This is a genomic window from Lutibacter sp., assembly GCF_041562875.1.
Taxonomy (GTDB): Bacteria; Bacteroidota; Bacteroidia; order Flavobacteriales; family Flavobacteriaceae; genus Lutibacter.
Map to the genome: position 1 here is coordinate 31,084 of NZ_JBFFOE010000003.1, position 14,155 is coordinate 45,238.

The window sequence follows — 14,155 nt, forward strand, 5'->3', positions numbered from 1 at the left end:
TAATTTAAGATTCTTTATTAGGGATTTTACTCATACCATATTCTGAAATTGCTGTTATAGATAATGATGGATTCACACCTGGATTTGCTGAAATCATTGAACCATCACAAACCAGCATATTTTTGTAACCAAATACTTTACAATGTCTATCAATTACTCCTTTTGAAACATTTTCTCCCATGACTGCTCCTCCCAAAATATGAGCTGTAGTAGGTGTTCCAAGCAATACATCTGTGAAATTAGCATATGGAATTCCTTTTACTTTTTTTCCAAATATTTTACCTAAAGTGAGCGCCTCAGGGATAAATGCATTTGGTTTGAGACCATCTTCCTGCTCTGTTTTCATTTTTGTAATTTTTCCTAGTTTTAACCTAAGTGAACTATCTAACGTTTGCATAAACAATAAAACGGTTGTTCGCCTTGCATAATTATTAGCGAAAATAGTTTTAAATAGTCTTAAAGGTTTTTTTAAAGCCAAGCCAAAAATCCCTAAAAACCTAAATAGTGCAAGTTTATGATAAACTAGTGGCATTGTTAAAAGTCTAAAAAAACCAGAACCTTCACCATAACGCACAGGCTCTAAATGACTGTTTTCATCAGTATGTAAAATTGAGCCAATTGCCAGTCCTTTTGAATAATCTTTTGGGTTTTTATCTGTTGAAGTAACAACTAATAAAGATTCATTATTTGTACGAATATTTTTCCCCACATATGCTGACAAATTAGGTAAAGAATTTTCCTTCAGTTTTAATAATAATGGAACTGTTCCTACAACTCCACCTGAAAAAATAACACCTTTTGAAGTTATACTTTCTTTTTTCTTTTTACCAATGCTAGATTTAAATTCAATTTTATAGCCATCAGAGCCATCTTCTGCACCTAAAACAATTACATTAAAAACTTCCTTTTCTGCTAAAATTTCAGCTCCCAACTGCTGCGCTAAATACAAATAATTTTTATCTAATGTATTTTTGGCATTATATCTACAACCTGTCATACAAGCTCCACAATGTGTACATCCAGTTCTATCAGGTCCTTTTCCATTAAAATAAGGGTCTTCAACTTTTCGCCCAGCTTCACCAAAATAAACGGCAACTTTAGCAGCCTCAAAATGATTTTCTTTTCCAATATCTTTTGCCATTTCTTGAACTGTTAAATCTGAAGCAAGTAATTTAGGATTTATAGCAGCTCCTAACATTTTATAGGCCGTTTGGTAATGTGGTTTTAATTTTTCTTCCCAATTATTTAAAGTTGCCCAACTTCCCGATGTAAAAAAATGTTGTTTAGGAATAGGCAATGTATTCGCATACGTTAATGAACCTCCACCAACACCAACACCTGATAGCACAGTTACATGGTTTAAAAAAGTCATTTTAAAAAAACCTCTTAACTTAAATTTTGGTTCCCAAATCCATTTTTTTAATTCCCAATTTGTCTTTGGAAAATCCTCACTTTTAAACCATTTACCTTTTTCAATAACCAACACTTTATATCCTTTTTCAGACAATCGTAATGCGCTAACTGAACCTCCAAATCCGCTTCCAATAATTACATAATCATATTGAGTCATGCTACTTTTATTTATAGTTCACAATTTATGTAATTATTTTTAATAGTGTCAGTTTGTCACAGAAATAAGTTTGGTATTTTTTTTGACTAACAAATAACATAAATATTAAAATTAAAAACTTAAGATATGACAAAAGGAAGTATTAATGTAACGGCTGAAAATATTTTTCCCATTATAAAAAAATTCTTGTATTCAGATCACGAAATATTTTTACGTGAATTAATTTCAAATGCAACAGATGCAACTTTAAAATTAAAACACTTATCAACTTTAGGTGAAATTAAAGGAGATATTGGAAATCCAATTATTGAAGTAATAGTTGATAAAGAAAAAAAAGAAATTAGAATTATTGACCAAGGAGTTGGAATGACTTCTGAAGAGGTTGAAAAATATATTAACCAAGTTGCTTTTTCTGGAGCTGAAGAATTTGTTGAAAAATACAAAGACAAAGTTGAAGACACGGGAATTATTGGTCATTTCGGTTTAGGCTTCTACTCTTCTTTTATGGTTGCAAGCAGTGTTGAAATTTTTACAAAATCTTATCAAAAAGGTTCAAAAGCTGTGCGTTGGGAGTGTGATGGAAGTCCTGAGTATACATTGGAGGAAACTAAAAGAACAGAAAGAGGAACCGAGATTGTTTTACATATTGACGATGATTCTTTAGAATTTTTAGAAGAACGTAAAATAACAGAGCTTTTAAATAAGTACAACAAATTTATGCCTATTCCAATTAAATTTGGAACACGTGAAGAAACGTTGCCTTTAGCTGAAGATGCTCCTGAAGGTGCAAAACCAGAAACAATTACAGTTGCTAATATTGTAAACAATCCAAATCCAGCTTGGACAAAACTTCCAGCCGATTTAAAAGATGAAGATTACAATTCGTTCTACAGAGAATTGTATCCAATGCAATTTGAAGAACCTTTATTCCATATTCATTTAAATGTAGATTATCCGTTTAATTTAACTGGAATTTTATATTTTCCAAAGTTGAATAAAAATTTAGATCCAACAAAAGATAAAATTCAATTATATCAAAATCAAGTATTTGTAACCGATAATGTTGAAGGAATTGTACCAGATTTTTTACAAATGTTACGTGGTGTAATAGATTCACCTGATATTCCATTAAACGTTTCTCGTTCGTATTTACAAGCTGATGGTGCTGTTAAGAAAATAGCATCTTATATTACAAAAAAAGTTGCTGATAAATTAATTAGTTTATTTAAAAATGACCGTAAAGCTTTTGAAGAAAAGTGGGATGATATTAAAATTATAATTGAATATGGAATGCTTTCAGAAGATAAATTCTTCGAAAAATCTGACAAATTCGCATTATATCCAACAGTTGATAAAACCTATTTTACTTTTTCAGAATTAGAAGAAAAAATAAAACCAACTCAAACAGATAAAGATGGTAACTTAATTGTTTTGTATGCTTCAAACGAAAAAGCGCAACACAGTTATATTGAAGCTGCAAAAGAAAAAGGATATGAAGTATTATTACTAGATTCTCCTATTGTTTCTCACTTCATTCAAAAATTAGAAGGAAGCAAAGAAAATCTTCAATTTGTAAGAGTTGACTCTGATCATATTGAAAATTTGATTAAAAAAGATGAAACTTCAATCAGTAAACTTTCTGATGAAGAAAAGGAAACATTAAAACCATTAATTGAAGAAGCAATTCCAAAACAAACATATACGGTTCAATTAGAAGCAATGGATTCAAATGCAAATCCTTTTATTATTACGCAACCTGAATTTATGCGTAGAATGAAAGAAATGCAAGCTTCAGGCGGTGGCGGAATGATGGGAATGGGTAATTTTCCTGATATGTACAATTTAGTAGTCAACACAAATAACGAATTGGTTGGTAAAATTTTAGCTACCAAAACCAAAAAGAAACAAGAAGCTTTAATAAAACAAGCTTTTGATTTGGCTAAACTTTCACAAAACTTGTTACACGGTGAAGAGCTAACAAAATTTATTAAACGTAGTTTTGAATTAATTAAGTAATATTCTTCAAAATAGTTTAACAAACAATTAATACCAAGCCTCAATACTAATTGAGGCTTTTTTTATTATTTTTACTTTTTATAGTACTTACTTAAATTAAATGGCACTTTTTTTGTTAGTACTAAAATCTAAATACAAAAAATGAATAAGACTTTAAAATCGCTTTTTTTAATTTTACTAATTAGTTTTAGTTCTGTTAGTTTATTTTCACAAAATGACACTACAAAATTTAAAAAAACTGATAATGAAATTAATGCTATTAAAGGAAATTATCAATTAAAAGCAACTTCCGCAATTACTAAAGTACAACCAATTACAGATTTTGATCTTAGAAATGAAAATAAATTAAATACTGCAGCGATTCATAAAAATTTAGAAAAAAATAAACCTACAGCACAAACTCAAAATTTTTTATTAGAAGAATTACCCGAAAACAAAGACATCATTGGAAAAAAATATTGGAAAGGTAAAGATGTAACTAATAAAAAACTAGAAAGTAATTTTAGTTTAGGTACTATCAATAGTGCTACTAAAACTGTAAAAATTGAATGTAGAGATTATAGTTATGTTGATGGTGATAGAATTAAAATTTACTTAAATGAACAAGTTGTAAGTGATAATATTGGTTTAAAAGGAAATTACTATGTATTGTATATTGATTTGAAACAAGGTTACAATAGAATTGATTTTCAAGCTCTAAACCAAGGATTTTCTGGACCAAATACTGCTGAATTTAGTGTTTATGATGCAAATGGAAATTTATTATCAAGTAAAGAATGGAATCTTGCTACCAATGAAACTGCAACCTTAGGAATTATTAAAAATAATTGAATTTTATGATTTTAGCTGCATCCGGAATTATACTTCAAGGAAAAAAAATACTCTTACTTCAGCGTTCAAATTATACTGAAAACTATCCTGAATTTTGGGGTTGCCCAGGCGGAAGAGCTGAAAAAGGTGAAACCGCCGAACAAAATGTAATAAGAGAAGTAAAAGAAGAATGTAATTTAAACTTCTCTCCTACTTCAATTTTAAAAACAGGTATTTGGCAAGATAGAAACTATTATCGCTTTTTAGGAAATTGGAATGGCGAAATAAAGGTTCAAGAATTAGAAGTTCTAGATTATAATTGGTTTTCATACGATGAAGCCGTAAAATTAAAATTATCCTTCGATTATAAAGAGATTATTCAATTACTTTATAAAAATCAATTACTATAACATAACTGCATAATTATCAATTACTTACATTTTAACAAATTATTAGTAGTTTAAAACTAATGTAAGTGTAACTTTATTATTTTAGTATCATCTTTTATTGAAACAAAAACTAACCTAAAACAAGATTATTAAAACTATCCATTCTCATATTGTACCAAAAGGCATAGAAAATATTCGGTTACAAGAGTATGCTCCAACCATATTCCACTCTTTTATTCCGTCTAATGCAGGAATAAAAAAAGCGATTAAAAGAGGACAAATTATTGCAAATGGAAAAGTTGCACAAACTGGAACTTGGATTCAAGATGGTTTTGTGTTAGAACTGCTTGAAGTCCCACAAACACAACCAAAAATTTTTGAATGTTCTATAGATGTGGTTTATGAAGATGAAGAAATGGCTGTTATAAATAAACCTGCAGGTTTATCGGTCAATGGAAATGCTTACAAAACTGTATACAATGCATTGCCTTTTAATTTAAAAAAAAGCAATTCCAAAGATAGTTTACCTTGGCCAACGCCAGTGCATAGATTAGACAATCAAACTTCTGGATTGTTATTAATTGCAAAAACAAAAACAGCTCAAATTGAATTAGGAAATCAATTTAGTCATCACACAATACAAAAAAAATACTGTGCTATTGTAATTGGAAAAGTACATACCAATAAAATTATAAACACACCAATTGAAGATAAGGACGCTGAAACAAGTTTTGAAACTATTAAAATAGTAAACTCTTTAAAATACCAACAATTAAGTTGCTTAAAAGTTTCTCCTAAAACAGGTAGAACACATCAAATTCGTATTCATTTGGCATCAATTGGACACCCTATTTTAGGGGATAAATTGTATGGAAACAAAGAAACCCTTCACAAAGGTAAAGGGCTTTTTTTATGTGCTGCTGAACTGAAATTTTTACATCCAAAAACTTTTCAAATTATAGAATTAAAAATTGAAATTCCTCAAAAATTTAATTCCATACTGGTTCGTGAAAAAAGACGTTGGAATACATATAATTTGTAACCTAATCAAACAATTCATTCAAAACCTTCGCTAAGCGAATTCCTCCTTTTTGCAATTGAGAACGTACCAATCCAAAGTTATCATACATATAATTATAACCTAATTTTTCACCAATTTCAGATGAAGCATAAGCTTTTACAGTAAATGTTTGAGTTTCATTTACCCAATCTACGATAGTTCCTTTTTGTAAAAATGCTATTTGTTCTTTAGAAATTTTATCTGAATTATTAGCAAGCTCAGTATAAGTCATGTCAAAATGATTGATCATATCCGAATCCCAAACCCTATGCAAGTTTGTTCCATTATTAAACCACTGTACTTGGATAGTATTCCCTCCTTTATCTTCTTTTCTACCAACATGCATTGGCTGATGCAAATCTCCTATTAAGTGAACTAGCAATTTTAAATGAAAAACTTTGTCATCTTTTGACGTGCTTTTATCTAAAATAATTTCTTTACATTTCTCAATTCCGGTAACCATATCACCATCAGGATTCTTTTCAGAATCTTCATATTTCACCTCAAAAGGCATATTTACAAAATGCCACGTATAAAACTTATTGTAGCGTTTATCTGATTTTATATCATCTCCAAAAGTTGATACCAACGCTAAACTTTGTCCATCTAATAGTTCTGCAATTTTACGTTTAGTTTTTCCTTTTAAATAACCCTCTGCTATTTTCCCAATAGTTCTATGACCTGTTGCTCCCCATTCAGGAGAACTTGCATTTAAACTAGAAGATGTAATTAAAAAAAATACTAGAATATAAATTATTTTTACTGATTTCATTTTTTTTATTTTAAGCAAATATAAAAATAAAGTTTGTTAAAAATTTGGAAAAAATAAAAAATATATTATATCTTTATAATATCATTTTAATATCACTTTAAATCAAGTATTATGAGTCAAGAAAAAATTATAAAATTATCAAGCGGCTATTCAATGCTAATCTTATTAATTGTGTTCATTATTAGTGCAATTACAAGCATTGTAAATTCAATAATCCCATTATTTTTCATTTTTTTACTGTTAACAATTGCCACTTTGCCCGGATTCTTTTTGGTAAACCCTAATACTTCAAAAGTAATTTTATTGTTTGGTAAATACATTGGAACGGTAAAAGAAAACGGCTTTTATTGGGCAAATCCTTTATACACAAAAAAAAGTATTTCATTAAGAGCTAGCAACTTTGACAGTGAACGCGTTAAAGTAAATGACAAACTTGGAAATCCAATTATGATTAGTACCATTGCCGTTTGGAAAGTAAAAGATACTTATAAAGCAGCATTTGACGTTGATAATTATGAAAATTTTGTACGTGTTCAATCAGATGCAGCAGTTCGTAAATTGGCGAGTTTATATCCTTACGATAATTTTGAAGATGAGGGCAAAGCTGAAGAAATTACTTTAAGAGCTAGTGTTAATGAAGTTAGCGAGGCATTAGAGAAAGAACTTGCGGAACGTTTAGATATGGCTGGTATTGAAGTTTTAGAAGCGCGTATTGGATATTTAGCTTATGCTCAAGAAATTGCAAGTGCCATGTTAAAACGCCAACAAGCAACAGCAATTGTTGCTGCTAGGCATAAAATTGTAGAAGGTGCTGTTAGCATGGTTGAAATGGCTTTAGAACACCTTAACAGAAAAAATATTGTAGAGCTAGATGAAGAACGAAAAGCGGCAATGGTAAGCAACTTAATGGTAGTTCTTTGTTCCGATAAAGATGTTTCTCCAATAGTTAATACAGGAACTTTAAATCACTAAAAAATGGTTATTTATTTTATTATAATTATTATCATTATACTAACAACACTTCCAATAAATTTATTTGTTTAAAGCTATACTATGAAAGAATATAAAATCATAAAGCCAGATAGTATGTGGGCTTATAAAGATGAAACTTTTGAAGACTTATTTAACAAATATGCTTCTCAAGGATGGAGTGTTATTAATGTTGGTTTTGATCAATCTGCTAACATTAGAAAAGCAGTTCTTGAACGAGAAAAAAATAGATAGATGAAAGAATATAAAATTATTAAAAAAAGTTTTTGGAAAAAAGATGATGTGTTTGAAGATGCTCTTAATCAATTCTCGCGAGAAGGCTGGGAAGTGAAAAGTGCCATTGGAGATAATCATGGTAATTTTTCGAAAGTCATTTTAGAACGAGACAAAAACAGAATGTAACGTGAAAGTTTTTATAGAAGAACAAAAATTTAATCAACCACTTGTAATTATAATACATTCAATAGCTTTTATTGCTATTGGAATTACAACATCCAATAATTGGCCAGTAAATTCAACTGCAAGTTTTAGCGAAAAAATAGGTGCTTTAAGCGGTTTAATTTTTGTTGCTCTTGTAGCTATATTGTTTCTTTTTATGAAATTAAAAACACGTGTTGATGAGATTGGTATTCATTATCAATTTTACCCATTTCATTTTTCATACAAACTAATTTTTTGGAGTTCAATATCGAAATGTTATATTAGAAATTATAATGCCATTTCAGAATATAACGGCTGGGGAATGAAATTTAGTAAAAAAGTAAAATCTTTCACAACAAAAGGAAATATTGGTTTGCAATTAGAGTTAACTAATGGAAAAAAAATCTTAATAGGAACTCAAAAAAAAGAAGAAATTCAAAGAGCTATAGACACTTATAAAAACAAAATAGTAACAAATGAATATTAAACTAACATTTTTTATCGCATTTATTTCAACTTTTGTAATGGCACAAGAGAAGAATTATACTGAATCTGAATTAAGTATTCCAACTAATTCTGTAACAATAAATGGTACACTATTAAAACCTAACTCATTAGAAAAAAGTGCATTGGTAATTTTAATTCCTGGATCAGGCCCAACGGATAGAAATGGGAATAATGTTGCAATGAAAAACAATTCATTAAAATTTTTAGCTGAAGGCTTATCTTTAAATAATATTGCAACCTATCGTTTCGATAAAAGTGTACTTTCATATACAAAAGAAGATAAAAAGAAAGTAGAATCATTAACTTTTAATGTTTTCATTGAAGAAGCTAAATCTGTTATTCAGTATTTTAAAAACTCCAATAATTATTCTAAAATTATTGTTGCTGGACATAGCCAAGGTAGTTTAGTTGGTATACTAGCAAGTGCAAATAATATTGATGGATTTATTTCTATAGCAGGAGCTGGAAGAACTATTGATGAAATATTAGTGGAACAAATTTCAAAACAAGCTCCATTTTTAAAAGATGAAACCGTTAAAATTTTAACTGAGTTAAAAAAGGGTAATACTGTTGAAGAATTTAACCCTATGCTAATTTCATTATTCAACAAATCTGTTCAACCATTTTTAATATCTTGGATAAAATACAATCCACAAATTGAACTTAAAAAATTAACAAAACCTATTTTAATCATAAATGGTACTAACGATATTCAAGTGAATGTTTCAGAAGCTGAATTGCTGCATAAAGCAAACACAACTTCAGAATTAGTATTAATTAAAAATATGAATCATATTTTTAAAGAAATAAATGGAGATGTAAATGAAAATATGAATTCCTATACAAATCCAGATTTACCAATAATGGAAGCCTTAATAACTTCTATTGTAGCATTTATTAAAGCATAAACAATGTCAAAGAAAAAAGCATTTGCACTAAGAATTAATGAAGACATGCTTAAAGCTGTTGAAAAATGGGCCGCTGATGAGTTCCGTTCAACAAACGGACAATTAGAATGGATGCTAAACAAGTGCCTAAAAGATGCCAAACGTTTACCGAAGGACAAAACTCCTGAAGAATAAATCTAACAAAAAACTCCAAATTTTCATTTGGAGTTTTTTTATAATATTTATTACGTTTTTACTACTTTTTTGGATGAACTAAAGTCATTTCATCAATTAAATTTTTAGCACCTGCATATTTATCAATAATAAATAATACATAACGAATATCTACAGATATACTTCTAACAATATCAGCATCAAAATATAAATCACTCATTGTACCTTCCCAAGTGGTATCAAAAGCTAAACCAATCATATTCCCATGTGCGTCAATCATAGGACTTCCTGAATTTCCACCAGTCATATGATTAGTTGACAAAAAGTTCACTGGCATTTTACCATTTTCTCCATACTGACCATAATCTTTTGTATTGTATAAATCTTGTAATTTTTTAGAAACATCAAATTCGTAATCTCCAGGAACATATTTTTCCATAACACCTTTTAAATACGTTTTGGTTGTATAAGTTACACCATCTTTAGGGTTGTATCCTTGCACCATTCCATAATTAACACGCAATGTACTATTCGCATCTGGGAAAAATCGTTTGTTAGGAAATACTTCCATTAAAGCTGTCATATACTCTTTTTGAACAGCCTCAATTTGTAAATTTAACTCTTGAAACTTAGGCTCTAATTTGTTGTAAAAAATTGTGTGTAATTCTTTACCAAATTTATAAGCGCTATCATTATTTAATTTTTTGATAACTTCTTCTGCTGAACCAGACAATAATTCTTTTGCATCTTCTAAACTTGTTAATTTAGATGTTGCATAAATATCATTCGCTAAAGTTGAAAAATTTACCCCATTCATATTTGCTGGAATATATTCTTTTGGTGCTTTTTCAGCATATAAAGCTACTAACTTTTCAAATACAGGCTTATCAACTAAGGCGCTGTAATTTTTATAAGTTCCTTCATAATTTCCTAAAATATTTTGTCTTGCTTTTTCAAAACCTTGCTCTCCTCCTTTTAAATATGCCTGTTCAATTTGAAAAGCTCTAAAAGTAATACCCAATAACTCAACGTTTCTGTAAGCAATTTCTATCCAATAATCACGGGCTAATGAAACACTTTCTATTTCTTTATATAATTTCTCAAAATCAGATAATAATGTAGTATAACCTACTAAATCTTTTTCTTTAACTATTTTCGAAAATTCACTTTCTAATTCTTTTTTAATGGCAATTGCATTTGTTTGATGAATTCCTTGATCTTCACCTATCCATTTTTTCCAATAATTTGCAGTTGAAGCATATTTAGAGGCATATTTAATTTTTAAATCTGCATCTTTACGCATATAAGAATCAATAATTTTTAAAGCGTTTTCTCTTACTTCAATTTTTGCTGGATTTAAAACATTTACAATTTGATCAACTGCAACAGCAGGTAAATACTCATTTGTACGTCCCGGAAAACCAAAAACTAATGTAAAGTCATTTTCTTCAACACCATCTAATGATATTGGTAAATAATGATTTGGTTTGTATGGTTTATTATCTTTAGAATATGTTGCAGGACGATTATTTTCATCTGCATACACTCTAAACATGGAAAAATCTCCTGTATGGCGTGGCCACATCCAGTTATCTGTATCTGCTCCAAACTTTCCAATTGATGTTGGTGGCGCACCTACTAAACGTACATCTTTAAATTCTTCTGTTACAAATAACAAATACTGATTTCCTTTATAAAATGATTTTACATTTGCATCTTGCCATGCTTCTTTTTGAGCTGAATTAGATACCTTATTAATATTCTGACTTATTAAGCTCATTTTAGCAGCTTCATCCATATCATTTGTAACACCTTCAAAAACTTGAGTTGTTACATCATCTATTCTTTTAATAAATGTTGCACTTAATCTTTCATTTGGTAATTCTTCTTCATAGCTCATTGCCCAAAAACCATCTTTTAAATAGTCATGTTCTACAGATGAGTGTGATTGAATAGCACCAAAACCACAGTGATGATTTGTTAAAAGTAAACCGTTTGGTGAAATAATTTCAGAAGTACAACCACCAGCAAAATGTGCAATAGCATCTTTTAAACTAGAATTGTTTACGTCATAAATATCTTTGGCAGTCATTTTACTACCTAATAATTGCATTTCTTGTTCATTCATTCCTTCTAATAATGAAGGAACCCACATTCCGCCTTGGATATCTCTAGTGTCAATCTTTTCTGCTTTTTGAGCTGAAATACTAAGCGACAAAAAGATTGTCGCAATAAAAAAATATAATTTTATTTGTTTCATTTGATTTACGTTTAATTATTTATTTAATTATTTTTTATTTTTTTGGATGAACTAAAGTCATTTCATCAATTAAATTTTGTGCACCTGCATATTTATCTATAATAAATAATACATAGCGAATATCTACCATTATATTTCTACAAATATCTGGGTCATAATTCATATCACTCATCGTTCCTTCCCAAACTCTGTCAAAGTTTAAACCAATTAAATTACCGTGTGCATCAATTGCTGGGCTACCAGAATTCCCTCCTGTTGTATGGTTTGTTCCTATAAAGCAAACTGGCATTTTACCATTTTCAGCATATTGACCATAGTTTTTTGAATGATATAAATCTTGTAATTTTTGAGGCACATCAAACTCATAATCTCCCGGAACATATTTTTCCATGACACCATCTAAATAAGTTGTTGTATTATAATAAACTCCATCTTTTGGCTCATAACCTCTTACTTGCCCATATGTTACGCGCAAAGTGCTATTCGCATCTGGGAAGAAACGTTTGTTAGGAAATACTTCCATTAAACCTTTCATGTATTGCTTTTGTATAGCTATTAATTGTAAATTTAATTCTTGAAATTTAGGCTCCATTTTGGTGTAAAAAATAGTGTGTAATTCTTTTCCAAAAGCATACCCTTTATCTTCATTTAACTTTTTAATAGCTTCTTCAGCTGAACCTGCTAATAAATCTTTAGCTCCTTCATAAGTCAATAATTTTGAATTTGAATAGATATCATTCGTTAATGCTGTAAAATCAACACCTACCATATTCTCTGGCAAATATTCCTTTGGTACTTTTTCTGCGTATAAACTCACTAAATTTTCAAATACAGGTTTATCAACTTCAGCACTGTAATTTTTATACATTCCTTCAAATCTTCCTAAAACTGATTCTCTAGCATCTTCAAATCCTTTATCTCCTCCTTTTAAATAGGCTTGTTCAATTTGAAAAGCTCTAAAAGTAACGTTTAACAATTCAACATTTCGGTAAGCTATCTCTATCCAATAATCACGTGCTAATGATACACTTTCAATTTCTTTGTATAATTTTTCAAAATCAGAAAGTAAGGTTTTGTAGCCAACCAAGTCTTTTTCATTCACTATTTTAGTGAATTCTTGCTCTAAAACTCTTTTCTTTTCAATAGCATTAGACTTTTTAATTCCTTGATTTTCTCCAATCCACTTTTTCCAATAGTTTGCTGTTGAAGCAAATTTTGCTGCATATTGTATTTTAATAGCTGGATCTTTACGCATGTAAGAATCAACTATTTTTAAAGCGTTTTCTCTTACTTCAATTTTAGCAGGATTTAAAACATTCACAATTTGATCAACTCCCACAGCTGGTAAATATTCATTTGTACGTCCAGGGAATCCAAAAACCAACGTAAAATCACCTTCTTCAACACCATCTAATGAAACTGGCAAATAATGATTTGGTTTGTATGGAACATTCTCTTTTGAAAAATTTGCTGGTAAATTATTAGCATCTGCGTAAATTCTAAACATAGAAAAATCTCCCGTATGACGTGGCCAAACCCAATTATCAGTATCTGCACCAAATTTTCCAATTGCTGTTGGTGGGGCTCCTACTAAACGAATATCATTAAATTCTTCAGTAATAAATAGGATGTATTGATTCCCATCATAAAACGATTTTACATTTGCTTTTTGCCAAGCTTCTTTTTGAGCTGATTTTGTTACTTTTTCAATATTTTGGTTAATTAACTTCATTTTTGAACCTTCGTCCATAGCATCTGTTACACCTAAAAAAACATTACTAGTTACATCATCTATTCTTTTTATAAAAGTTACAGACATACTTGGGTTAGGCAATTCTTGTTCATAATTCATAGCCCAAAATCCATCTTTTAAATAATCACTTTCAACAGATGAATGTGATTGAATTGCACCATAACCACAATGATGATTTGTTAAAAGTAATCCATTTGGAGAAATAATTTCTGCGGTACAACCACCATCAAAATGTACAATGGCATCTTTTAAACTAGAATTATTTACATCATAAATATCTTTGGCAGTCATTTTACTGCCTAACTGTTGCATTTCCAATTCATTTATACCTTCTAACAATGAAGGAATCCACATTCCTCCTTGAATTTCACGAGTATCAACAATAGGAACATCAGTTTTAACAACTTGTGTTGTTTCTTGAACAGTTTTACAAGAAACAACTAATAATGCTACTATTAAATAGACTTTTATATATTTCATTTTAATTAAATTTTATTGAACAAATATAACCAACCATTCTCAATTTTATAAGTCTATATTCATTAAA

General features: G+C 29.4%; 14 protein-coding genes. 10 read left to right on the forward strand and 4 right to left on the reverse strand.

Features of this window, described 5'->3' with window-relative positions:
* Positions 1–4: 4 nt before the first annotated feature.
* Complete coding sequence (locus ABY863_RS00890) at positions 5–1,570, reverse strand: GMC oxidoreductase (protein WP_372792369.1); 1,566 nt, start codon at positions 1,568–1,570, stop codon at positions 5–7.
* Between the two features lie 126 nt (positions 1,571–1,696).
* On the opposite strand from ABY863_RS00890, the gene htpG reads away from it, so the two are divergent.
* The 4 genes from htpG to ABY863_RS00910 all read left to right on the forward strand — a co-directional run bounded on the left by htpG (position 1,697) and on the right by ABY863_RS00910 (position 5,827).
* A complete protein-coding gene (htpG, locus tag ABY863_RS00895) occupies positions 1,697–3,586 on the forward strand; it encodes a molecular chaperone HtpG (protein WP_372792370.1) in 1,890 nt (629 codons plus the stop codon).
* A 141-nt stretch (positions 3,587–3,727) separates the two neighbouring features.
* Entirely contained in the window at positions 3,728–4,417 is a 690-nt protein-coding gene (locus ABY863_RS00900; protein ID WP_372792371.1) for a hypothetical protein, read from the forward strand.
* Between the two features lie 5 nt (positions 4,418–4,422).
* Positions 4,423–4,806: an NUDIX hydrolase gene (locus tag ABY863_RS00905; protein WP_372792372.1), complete on the forward strand. Its 384-nt coding sequence runs from the start codon at positions 4,423–4,425 to the stop codon at positions 4,804–4,806.
* Positions 4,807–5,038: 232 nt separating this feature from the next.
* The gene (locus tag ABY863_RS00910; RefSeq protein WP_372792410.1) at positions 5,039–5,827 is read left to right on the forward strand and encodes an RluA family pseudouridine synthase; all 789 of its coding nucleotides are present in this window, start codon (positions 5,039–5,041) and stop codon (positions 5,825–5,827) included.
* 1 nt (position 5,828) lies between these two features.
* Here ABY863_RS00910 and ABY863_RS00915 read toward each other — a convergent pair whose 3' ends face one another.
* Positions 5,829–6,617, reverse strand: coding sequence for a S1/P1 nuclease (locus tag ABY863_RS00915; protein WP_372792373.1), 789 nt, complete (start codon positions 6,615–6,617; stop codon positions 5,829–5,831).
* A gap of 111 nt (positions 6,618–6,728) precedes the next feature.
* On the opposite strand from ABY863_RS00915, the gene ABY863_RS00920 reads away from it, so the two are divergent.
* From ABY863_RS00920 to ABY863_RS00945, 6 genes are all read left to right on the forward strand, one after another.
* Positions 6,729–7,589, forward strand: coding sequence for an SPFH domain-containing protein (locus ABY863_RS00920; protein ID WP_372792374.1), 861 nt, complete (start codon positions 6,729–6,731; stop codon positions 7,587–7,589).
* 81 nt (positions 7,590–7,670) lie between these two features.
* On the forward strand, positions 7,671–7,841 hold the full coding sequence (locus ABY863_RS00925) for a hypothetical protein (protein WP_372792375.1): 171 nt from the start codon (positions 7,671–7,673) through the stop codon (positions 7,839–7,841).
* Positions 7,842–8,009 carry a DUF4177 domain-containing protein gene (locus ABY863_RS00930; protein ID WP_372792376.1) on the forward strand — a complete coding sequence of 56 codons (168 nt, stop codon included), beginning with the start codon at positions 7,842–7,844 and terminating at the stop codon, positions 8,007–8,009.
* A 1-nt stretch (position 8,010) separates the two neighbouring features.
* Complete coding sequence (locus tag ABY863_RS00935; protein WP_372792377.1) at positions 8,011–8,514, forward strand: hypothetical protein; 504 nt, start codon at positions 8,011–8,013, stop codon at positions 8,512–8,514.
* Positions 8,504–9,442: an alpha/beta hydrolase family protein gene (locus tag ABY863_RS00940; RefSeq protein ID WP_372792378.1), complete on the forward strand. Its 939-nt coding sequence runs from the start codon at positions 8,504–8,506 to the stop codon at positions 9,440–9,442. Before ABY863_RS00935 ends, ABY863_RS00940 begins: the two co-directional genes overlap by 11 nt.
* A 3-nt stretch (positions 9,443–9,445) precedes the next feature.
* Positions 9,446–9,616 (forward strand): Arc family DNA binding domain-containing protein, encoded by a 171-nt coding sequence (locus ABY863_RS00945; RefSeq protein ID WP_372792379.1) that lies wholly within the window; start codon positions 9,446–9,448, stop codon positions 9,614–9,616.
* A gap of 61 nt (positions 9,617–9,677) precedes the next feature.
* Here ABY863_RS00945 and ABY863_RS00950 read toward each other — a convergent pair whose 3' ends face one another.
* Complete coding sequence (locus ABY863_RS00950; RefSeq protein ID WP_372792380.1) at positions 9,678–11,855, reverse strand: S46 family peptidase; 2,178 nt, start codon at positions 11,853–11,855, stop codon at positions 9,678–9,680.
* Between the two features lie 34 nt (positions 11,856–11,889).
* The gene (locus ABY863_RS00955) at positions 11,890–14,088 is read right to left on the reverse strand and encodes a S46 family peptidase (RefSeq protein ID WP_372792381.1); all 2,199 of its coding nucleotides are present in this window, start codon (positions 14,086–14,088) and stop codon (positions 11,890–11,892) included.
* Positions 14,089–14,155 lie beyond the last annotated feature (67 nt).

Bases quoted from the DNA above. Each gene is read 5' to 3' on its own strand.
- ABY863_RS00900 (WP_372792371.1), top strand. From the start codon at position 3,728: ATGAATAAGACTTTAAAATCGCTTTTTTTAATTTTACTAATTAGTTTT.
- ABY863_RS00925 (WP_372792375.1), top strand. From the start codon at position 7,671: ATGAAAGAATATAAAATCATAAAGCCAGATAGTATGTGGGCTTATAAA.
- ABY863_RS00905 (WP_372792372.1), top strand. From the start codon at position 4,423: ATGATTTTAGCTGCATCCGGAATTATACTTCAAGGAAAAAAAATACTC.
- ABY863_RS00950 (WP_372792380.1), bottom strand. From the start codon at position 11,855: ATGAAACAAATAAAATTATATTTTTTTATTGCGACAATCTTTTTGTCG.
- ABY863_RS00955 (WP_372792381.1), bottom strand. From the start codon at position 14,088: ATGAAATATATAAAAGTCTATTTAATAGTAGCATTATTAGTTGTTTCT.
- ABY863_RS00930 (WP_372792376.1), top strand. From the start codon at position 7,842: ATGAAAGAATATAAAATTATTAAAAAAAGTTTTTGGAAAAAAGATGAT.
- htpG (WP_372792370.1), top strand. From the start codon at position 1,697: ATGACAAAAGGAAGTATTAATGTAACGGCTGAAAATATTTTTCCCATT.
- ABY863_RS00890 (WP_372792369.1), bottom strand. From the start codon at position 1,570: ATGACTCAATATGATTATGTAATTATTGGAAGCGGATTTGGAGGTTCA.
- ABY863_RS00945 (WP_372792379.1), top strand. From the start codon at position 9,446: ATGTCAAAGAAAAAAGCATTTGCACTAAGAATTAATGAAGACATGCTT.
- ABY863_RS00940 (WP_372792378.1), top strand. From the start codon at position 8,504: ATGAATATTAAACTAACATTTTTTATCGCATTTATTTCAACTTTTGTA.
- ABY863_RS00920 (WP_372792374.1), top strand. From the start codon at position 6,729: ATGAGTCAAGAAAAAATTATAAAATTATCAAGCGGCTATTCAATGCTA.
- ABY863_RS00915 (WP_372792373.1), bottom strand. From the start codon at position 6,617: ATGAAATCAGTAAAAATAATTTATATTCTAGTATTTTTTTTAATTACA.